The organism is Streptomyces sp. NPDC057271, from assembly GCF_042668715.1.
Taxonomy (GTDB): domain Bacteria; phylum Actinomycetota; class Actinomycetes; order Streptomycetales; family Streptomycetaceae; genus Streptomyces.
In genome coordinates, this window is record NZ_JBHUYJ010000102.1 from 20,705 (window position 1) to 28,260 (window position 7,556).

The 7,556-nt window shown below is 66.9% G+C and carries 4 protein-coding genes and 2 pseudogenes; 5 read left to right on the forward strand and 1 reads right to left on the reverse strand.

Annotated elements, in window-relative coordinates; translation table 11 throughout:
- Positions 1-76: 76 nt before the first annotated feature.
- The 5 genes and pseudogenes from ACFUJR_RS32020 to ACFUJR_RS32040 all read left to right on the forward strand — a co-directional run.
- Entirely contained in the window at positions 77-1,666 is a 1,590-nt protein-coding gene (locus ACFUJR_RS32020; protein ID WP_383450989.1) for an alkaline phosphatase D family protein, read from the forward strand.
- A gap of 84 nt (positions 1,667-1,750) precedes the next feature.
- Positions 1,751-2,365, forward strand: coding sequence for a hypothetical protein (locus tag ACFUJR_RS32025; RefSeq protein WP_383172944.1), 615 nt, complete (start codon positions 1,751-1,753; stop codon positions 2,363-2,365).
- A gap of 883 nt (positions 2,366-3,248) precedes the next feature.
- Positions 3,249-4,571 (forward strand): MFS transporter, encoded by a 1,323-nt coding sequence (locus ACFUJR_RS32030; RefSeq protein ID WP_383172942.1) that lies wholly within the window; start codon positions 3,249-3,251, stop codon positions 4,569-4,571.
- Positions 4,540-6,216 (forward strand): DUF885 domain-containing protein, encoded by a 1,677-nt coding sequence (locus ACFUJR_RS32035; RefSeq protein WP_383172940.1) that lies wholly within the window; start codon positions 4,540-4,542, stop codon positions 6,214-6,216. Before ACFUJR_RS32030 ends, ACFUJR_RS32035 begins: the two co-directional genes overlap by 32 nt.
- Before the next feature lie 198 nt (positions 6,217-6,414).
- Positions 6,415-6,855 (forward strand): annotated as a pseudogene (locus tag ACFUJR_RS32040) (IS30 family transposase); the annotation flags it as partial.
- 77 nt (positions 6,856-6,932) lie between these two features.
- Here the strand turns inward: ACFUJR_RS32040 and ACFUJR_RS32045 are convergent.
- Positions 6,933-7,349, reverse strand: a pseudogene (locus tag ACFUJR_RS32045) (IS21 family transposase); the annotation flags it as partial.
- Between the last annotated feature and the right edge of the window lie 207 nt (positions 7,350-7,556).

Consider the following 7,556-nt stretch of genomic DNA (forward strand, 5'->3'; position numbering starts at 1 on the left):
CGACCACAATGAGAACCGAACCCCGGCTCTGCCCCGTAGTACCTGTAGCGCGCTCCGCCGGAAGCGGACGCGGCTCATGAAAGAGATACGGGAAGACGGGTGCCTGGTGAAGAGAAGACATGTCCTTAAAGCCGCCGCAGGAGGTGCCGCGGCGGTGGCAGCGGCCGCAGGTGTAAGTCTGGCCAATGGCGACCCGGCGACGGCAGCGGTCATCCGGCCGGGGTTCTCGTGGAATCCCTTCCAGTTCGGCGTGGCCTGCAGCCCGGTGGACAACGTCATCTGGACGAAGCTCGCCGTCGAGCCGCTCGCACCGGACGGCCGCGGAGGGATGCCCCGAGGCGACGTACCGGTCGACTGGGTCGTTTCGAGGAACCCCGACCTGAGCGACATCGTCGCGTCGGGGACGGCCTATGCCATCGACTCCGACGGCCACACGGTGCACCACAGCGTGTCCGGACTGCCGGCCGATGCCGAGCTCTACTACCGCTTCCAGTACGCGGGGTGGCAGTCCACCGTCGGACGGCTGCGAACGGCACCCCGGGCCGGTGAGGCGGCGCCGGACCTGAAACTGGCCGTCACGTCCTGCGCGCACTACGCGCAGGGCTATTTCCACGTCTACCGGCACATCGCCACGCATCAGGTGGACGCTGTGCTGGTTGTCGGCGACATCGTCTACACCGACTCCGCGGACGTCGACGTCCGCACGCATGTCCCCGCGGCCCAGTGCCGGTCGTTGACTCAGTACCGGCTGCGTCACAGTCAGTACCGCCTCGACCCGGACGAGCAGGCGGTGCGGGCCTCCGCTCCGCTGATCGCCATTCTGGACGACCACGAAGTCGACAACAACTGGGCGGCAAGCATCCCTGACAAGGAGGCTGACGGCGGGTCGATCGGATGGTGGAGCCGGCGGCAGAACGCTCTGCGGGCCTTCTGGGAGCATCTGCCGTTCGCCCCCTGGAAACGTCCCACCAAGAGTGTCCTCGACATCACCGCCCACCTGGCGTGGGGTGACCTGGCGACGCTTCACATGCTCGACACCCGGCAGTTCCGCTCCGACCAGAACGGTGATCTCCGGGACAAGAGCAACCGCTATCTTCTCGGCCCGGTGCAGCTCCAGCAGCTCGGACAGGCCTACCAGGGAGCCCGCTGGGACATCCTGGCGCAGCAGGTCGTGATGGCACGATGGGACGTCACGCCATCAGGCTTCTGGGACAGCGTGGCCAATACCGACTCCTGGGACGGGTACCGGGCCGAGAAGATCCGCGTCTACGAGCAGTGGAAGCAGATGGACGTACGCAATCCCATCGTGCTCACCGGGGACGTGCACAGCGCCTGGGCCAACGTCCTGGAACATATCGGCAGCGCCGTCGGGCTGGAGCTGGTCACCTCGTCCATTTCGTCCGGGGGCAACGGTGACAAGCAGATGTTCGGCCTCGACAAGCTGTGGTTGATGAACTCACACATCAAGTATCACAACGCTCAGCGCGGCTGGATCCTCATGGAAGTCGGCTACGACGACATCCGCGTGAGCTGGCGCGGCACCCAGATCGTCACGAGCCCCTCACCGCAACCCGATCTGCTCTTCGCCAGATGCACCATCAAGGATGGCGTACGGGAATTCCGGGATAAGTGGTATGACCTGCGTTACTCCCAGGAGTGGGAGTAACGCAAACCCCCGGACCGGTCCCAAGTCCGACACAGCCTTATGGCACTCGCCCGACCTCACCTATCTCACCGAGAGGCCAACCGTATGGAGCGGAAGAAGAGATCAATCATACGACGAGGGGCTGTCGCAGCAGCAGCACTCAGCGCACTGCTCGCCGCCGTCCTGCCCTCCGGCGCGCACGCGGACAACGTTCCGGTCGCCGACCGGAAGTATGTCTTCGAGCTTGAGAAGATCCACTGCGTCGCCCAGACGAATGACGACAGCCCCAGTGACGAGATGTACGTCAAGACGACTCTCCCGTCCTCGCCGCTTTCGTACGACACCATGTTCACGGCCACGGCGGGGAGCTTCGACACCGGAGACACTCTCTTCGTCGACGAGTATCACCGAGCCATCACCCCGAAGTACGTCCACTCCGACAGCTACCGGGACGACATCCTGTTCGGATCTCACGACGCCTGGTCCATCAACCGCGCGGGCACCTCACCGACGACCATCAAGGTGGAGCTCTGGGAGGAAGACGGAGGCAAGCAGCTCGGCGGGGACGACGACCTGGTGAACAGCTATACGTACAAGTTCAGCTCTGAAGGGCTCGCGCTCGACCTTCCCGACAACGGCGACTCGATCAGCTACCCCCTTGACTTCATCGGCTTCGGAGGACACTACGTGGTGACCTTGGCAGTCCACCGGGTGGCCTGACGTCAACGTCCGGGCAGGAAGCTACGGACCCCGCCGAGACCGCCGTGCTGCAGCGGTTCGCATGTCTCGTCAAGGAGCCGTCCTGCCTCGTCATCTCTGTCGCACCCGTCGACGGGACGGTTCGACGCAGGTGCCGCACGTGGGCTGCCGGCCGGATGTCGCCGCCGCAAAGGGCGACCCTCCAAGTTCGTGATCCGATGGGCGCGGTGTCTCCGTAGAGATGAGTGACCGCCCGTGTCGGCTCCCCCTTCCGGCGCGGGCGGCCACTCTTCCTGTCCGGAGCTCGACGGGCTCTCTTGGACGTTTCACGGACACGGGTGTCGCCATAGTGGAAGTGGATGATGCGTACACCGTTCCCAGCGGACGTGCAGCGTCCCCTCGATACTCGCAACCCGGGGCCACGAGCAGGGATGCGTCACCGAAGGGTTCAGGGGGTCTCTATCCAGGACCAGGACTACAGCCCCGCCGATTTCGGCAGTCGGATCCCGAAGCAACGACACCGACCACCTGTGTCTCGACTACTACGTAATCACGCGCTTCCGGCCCCTGAGAACCCAGACGAACGCGGAGGGGAAAGCCCTCGCCTTCCTCGACTGGGGCAGGCAGCCGGTATGACACTGACCGGTCACACCGAAGCGGCACCGCCCGACGAGGAGGCGGCTTCAGCGGCATCGGCTGTCAGTTCTAGTCCAGCCCCGACGTAACCGCCGAGATCACCCACCAGGTGCACGACGCTCACCGGCACTCGGAAGGGGCGTCCGTGGCACAGAACGGCTCGTCGTCGTGAGTAGAAGCCGCCTGCGAGTCGCTTGCCAGCGGGAACGTGCAACGTAGACCTCCGGGCCCGGGCAGGCCGGTGCCGGTCTTCCAGATGGTGGTGCGCATGTCGGAACGCGTGAGGTTCGGGGACTACCGGGTGGTCGTGATGACACCCGGCGCCCGCGGTCCGGCGCTTGCTGCTCTGCTCGGCAGGTTTCCGATGGCGATGATCGGGTTGTCCCTGCTGTTCTATGTGCAGCGCGAGACCACCTCCTTCGCCGTCGCGGGCACGGTCACGGCGGGCGTCATGGCAGGGAACGCTTTCGGCGTGGTCACCCAGGGGAGAATCATCGACCGTAGGGGGCCCACTCGGCCGCTGCTGATCACCACCGCGATGTTCGCGGTACTCACGGCCACGATGGTCTGCGCGGTGGAAGAACGGGCGACCACCTTCCTGCTGGTCCTGCTCGCCCTGGGCATGGGTGCCACCCAGCCTGTCATCGGATCGACCTCACGGGCGATGTGGATACGACTGCTGCCCGCGGGGCCCGCGCGAGCCGCCGCCCTTTCATATGAGTCGATAGCCACGGAGGTGTACTTCGTCGCGGGCCCCGCGCTCGCGGGCGTCCTCTCGGTGGCTGCCTGGCCCGGTACCGGTGTCGTGGCGGGGAGTGCATCCATGATCGTCGGTGGACTCTGGTACTCACTGACCCGCACCATGCGCAACACGCGACCGGGGCCGCAGTCGGCACCGCAGGGACGGCTGCTCGGCGCGCTCGCCGGCCCGGGGGCACGGACGGTGGTCCTGGCCTCGATGGGGATGGGCATGGCGATGGGCTGTGTGGAGGTGGCGGTCCCGACCGCCGCGACCGCCGCGGGTGAGCCCGCGGCAGGCGGCCTGCTGCTCGGGATGTGGTCCTGCGCTTCGGCTGTCTTCGGGCTGGTCTACGGCGCAAGGCCCTGGCCGCGAGCGCTGCGCCGGCGCCTGCCTGCCCTACTGGCCGGCTTCTCTCTGCTGATCGTGCTGCCGATCATTCCCTCATCCGCCTCATCGTTCAGCTGGCCGCTCCTGGCACTGGCTCTACTGCCCTCCGGCATGCTGATCACGCCTCAGGTGATGGCGCACTTCACCGCCATCGAGTCCGTCGCTCTCCGGGGCACCCTCACCGAGTCCTTCGGTTGGGTCGTGTCAGCGGCAACGCTCGGTCTGGGAGTCGGCCACTCGATGAGCGGCCAGATCGTGGCCCACGTCGGTGTCCGTGCCGTCTACGTCACCGGGGGCGCGATCGGCCTGGCCGTCGCGGTGTTGCTCCACCTGCGGAGGAACACTATCGCCGAACCGCCCACCGTGCCCGTTCCGCGCACCTCGCCCCCCGAGTCCGTCCCGTCCCTCCCCGAAGACCCGAAGGAACCCTGTGAATCAGTTGGTATCAGCACTGTCCGATGAGTTGCTGGCACTGCAGTCGGAGGCCGACCCGCTCGGAGCGACCATGCTCGGCGTGGCTGGATTCGATGACCGCCTCGCCGATGTATCGCGGGAGGCGGAGGAGAGTCTCGTCGAACGGCTCACCGACGTCGCCGGGCGGGCCACAGTTCTCGGCGACTCAAAACTCTCCGCCGAGGACTCGGTCACCGTGGCCGTCGTCAGCGAGCAGGCCCGATCCACGGCCGACCGGATTCGTGCCCGCACGGTCGAGTACGCGATCACCGACATGAACTACGTGGGGCCGGCGGCCCGTCTCCTGATGCTGATGCCGACTGCAGCACTCAACGACGCGGCGAGCGCGGAGGCGTACCTGACCCGTCTCCGCCAGATACCCGGCCACCTCGCCGCCGTCGCCGAACGGCACCGCGTGGGTGTCACCGCGGGCCGGGTGCCGGTACGCCGACTCGTGGACGCAGCTGTCAGGCACCTTGACCGTTACCTCGCCGAACCGAACGCGGACCCGCTGCTGCGTCCTGAGCCCAAGGCGAGTCCGGCGGGATTCGCGGCCGATCGCGAGCGCATCCTGGCGGACATCGTGCGGCCCGCGTTCGCGGAGTACCGTGCCGTGCTCACCGATGAGCTGGCGCGACACGGGCGGCCCGACGGCAGGCCGGGGCTGTGCTGGCTACCCGGCGGGGGCGAGACGTACGTAACCCTGTCCCGGGTACACACGACCACCGACCGCACCCCCGAGGAACTGCACCAGACCGGCCTGGAGATGGCCGCGCAGTTGCGCGAAGAGTATGCGGAACTCGGTTCAAGAGTCTTCGGAACCACCGAACAGTCCGAGATCTTCCGGCGACTGACCGAGGATCCGGCGATGCGCTGGCAGGACGAGGAGGAGTTGCTCGCCTACGCCCGGTCCGCCGTGGAACGGGCCGAGGCAGCCGCACCACTGTGGTTCGAACGCCGGCCTGGCCACAGCTGCCAGGTACAACCGGTACCCGCGGCCGAGGCATCTGGTGCCCCGCAGGCCTACTACGTCCAGCCTCCGCTCGACCTGTCGCGTCCAGGCGTCTACTTCGCGAACACACACGCCTGCCGGGGGCGGAGTCGATTCCTCTCCGAGGCGACAGCCTTCCACGAGGCGGTACCCGGTCATCATTTCCAGCTCACCGTGGGACTCGAACTCAGCGGGCTGCCGCCGCTGCGCAGGCTTGCCGACATCAACGCCTTCATAGAAGGCTGGGCCCTCTACAGCGAACGGCTGGCAGACGAAATGGGTCTCTATTCCGACGATGTCGCCCGGCTGGGCATGATTGCCCTGGACTCCATGCGGGCGGCACGTCTGGTAGTGGACACCGGGCTGCATGCCAAGGGGTGGAGCCGCGCGAGGGCCGTGACGTACCTGCGGGAGAACACGCCCCTGTCGATGCATGAGATCGACGGCGAGGTGGACCGCTACGTTGCCTACCCCGGGCAGGCTCTGTCCTACATGGTGGGCAGGCTGGAGATCCAGCGCATTCGGGCGTCAGCCGAGCAGCGGCTTGGCGAGCGGTTCGACATCCGCGCGTTCCACGATGTGGTGCTGTGCAATGGTCCCCTCCCTCTGAACGTACTGTCCAAGGTTGTCGCCGACTGGGACGGGACACTCGGGGCGGCTTGAGCTTGCCTTGCAAGGACACGCGTTCGACGTTTGCACGCTGGCCGGCCTTGGCGGTGGTGCACCGCTCGCACAGGGGGCAGCCGGTGCACTGGTCGGTGAAGATTGCCTTGCGTTGCATGTGCCGCCCGGACGACTCAGACCTGGACGGCCGGGTCGTCGAGGGTCCCCAGGTGCCGCCCTGGCAGGGAAGGAACAAGCCCCGCCGTCAGAGGCTTCGGCACCGAACCACGCACCAAGAACGCGCCCGCGCTGGCCGGCCGCGGCGCCGAGGCCGTGAAAGACGCGATCACCGCCACCATCACGACCTTGCCCGAGCAACTACGCAGGTCACTGTCATGGGGCCGGGGCACGGAACTGGCCCAGCACACCCAGCTCAGCGTCGATGCCGGACTCCAGGTCTACTTCGCCGCCCCCCACAGCCCCTGGCAGCGCGGCACCAACGAGAACACGAACGGTCTGCTGCGGCAGTACTTTCCGGAGGGCACGGACCTGTCGCGCTGGGGCATCTACGAGCTCCAGGCCGTCGCCTTCACCCTCAACAACCGCCCCCGCAAGACCCTCGGCTGGAAGACCCCCGCCGAAGCCCTCAACGAGCACCTACTATCCCTCCAGGAAGCTGGTGTTGCGACGACCGGTTGAGTCCAAGTTGCGCCCCGTTGTCGCTGTGGAAGATCGCCCCGTCGAGGCCGCTGCCCCAGTGCGGGCGGCGGCGTCGAGGCGCCGGGGATGACCTCGAAGCGGCGGTGCATGCCGGCGAGTTCCGTCGGCGTGATGCCGAGTTCCTCGGCGATCCGAGGCCGGGCTTCCCGAACGTAGAGCTTGCCCCTCTGGTAGTTGCCGGTGAAGCCGTACTCCGCGGTCAGCCGCCCGTGGATCACCGCGGCCTTCATCAGGATCTCCGCCCGCAGCATCGAGTCGACCAGCGGCGCGAACTCGTCGATCACCCTCGCCCGCGACCGCCCGTTCGGCGACCGGCGCGGCGGAGTCGCCGGACCTGGTGCCGACAGATACTTGCGGACCGTCTTCCGGTCCAGCCCGGTCTCCCGGGCCACCTCCGAGAGGCTGATCGCCCCGGACTCCAACAGACTCCGTAAGCGCCGCAGTTCCAACCATCGATGCGGATCCAGGACTATCGTCGACCGCCTTCCGCCGCCTCTCACCGACCAAGCAGCAGAGTGCCGAGCAGCAGGTCTCAACGCATCAACAACTGTCCCTTTTCATCCGTACGCGGGTGGGGACGTTCACGGCTCTGGCAAGATTTTCGTAGCCGGAGATCATCTCGGTGACACGGTCAGCCGGTCCGCAACGCGGGCAGCCTGTGGCTGTGCTCTGTTGAACTG